Source organism: Marichromatium sp. AB32 (assembly GCF_003718675.1).
GTDB lineage: Bacteria > Pseudomonadota > Gammaproteobacteria > Chromatiales > Chromatiaceae > Marichromatium > Marichromatium gracile.
Genome location: NZ_RHFJ01000128.1, coordinates 1 through 1,121, shown reverse-complemented (window position 1 = coordinate 1,121; position 1,121 = coordinate 1). Strand labels below are relative to the sequence as shown.

The 1,121-nt window shown below is 75.6% G+C and carries 2 protein-coding genes; both read left to right on the top strand.

Annotation, left to right across the window (positions count from 1 at the left end; all coding sequences use genetic code 11):
* Positions 1 to 393: MoxR family ATPase (locus tag EBL85_RS16810; protein WP_223806197.1), on the top strand; the 393-nt coding region annotated here is incomplete at its 5' end.
* Positions 386 to 1,121, top strand: a 736-nt coding sequence (locus EBL85_RS16805) for a DUF58 domain-containing protein (protein WP_123143509.1), incomplete at its 3' end; no start/stop codon positions are given. The genes EBL85_RS16810 and EBL85_RS16805, both read left to right, overlap by 8 nt.

The following is a 1,121-nucleotide window of genomic DNA, read 5'->3' as shown; positions in this document are numbered from 1 at the left end:
GAGGGCGCCGCCGCGAGCGAGGGCGGCGCCGAGATCACCCAGGCCCAGGTGTTTGCGGCGCGGCGCGCCATCCTCGATCTCTATCTCGCCCCCGAGGTCGAGGACTATCTGCTCCATCTGGTGCTCGCCACCCGTGCCCCGGCCGACTACGACCCGGCGCTCGACGGCTGGTTGCGCTTCGGTGCCAGCCCGCGCGCCACCCTGGCGCTGGAGCGCTGCGCGCGCGCGCTGGCCTGGCTGGAGGGACGCGACTTCGTCTCCCCCGAGGACGTGCGTCGCCTCGCCCCCGACGTGCTCCGTCACCGTCTGCTGCTCGGCTACGAGGCCGAGGCCGAGGGGCGCACCCCGGACGACTTCATCGCGCTGCTGCTGGCGCGGGTGAGCTGTGCCTGAGAGCAGTGCGGTCGCCGTCAGGGTCGCCGAGCTGGTCGGGCTGCGCGCCCGCGCCAGCGGGCTCGATCTCGCCCCGCGCGCACGGGTGCTGGCCGCGCGGGGCGGGGCGCACCCGTCGCGGCTGCGCGGACGCGGCATGGAGTTCGCCGAATCGCGCCCCTACCAGCCCGGCGACGAGCCGCGTCACATGGACTGGCGGGTCACCGCGCGCGCCGGTGAGGCGCACGTCAAGTGCTTCCGCGAGGAGCGCGAGCGTCCGGTGTGGCTCTGTGTCGACCAGCGCGCGACGATGCGCTTCGCCACCCGGGTGGCCTTCAAGTCGGTGATCGCCGCGCGCGTCGCCGCGCTGCTCGGCTGGGCGGCGCTGGCGCGGGGCGATCGCGTCGGCGGGTTGGTGTTCGACGACCATGCCATCCGGCTGCACCCGCCGGCGGCGCGCGGTCGCGGGCTGCTCGCGCTGTTCGAGTCGTTGGCCGCGCCCGCCGCCACCTCGGCTGAGACGGCGATGACCTTGCCGACGGCGCTCGCGCGGCTCGATCGGGTGGTCCGCCCCGGTGCGCTGGTGGTGTTGGTGAGCGATCTCGCCGGACTCGGCGCGGGACGCAACCCCAGCCTGACCCGGCTGGGGCGCGGTGCCGAGCTGGTGTGGGTGCAGATCGAGGATGTCCTCGAGTGCGAACCGCCGCCGCCCGGACGCTACCCGGTGCTCGCCGCCGGGCGCCGCGGCT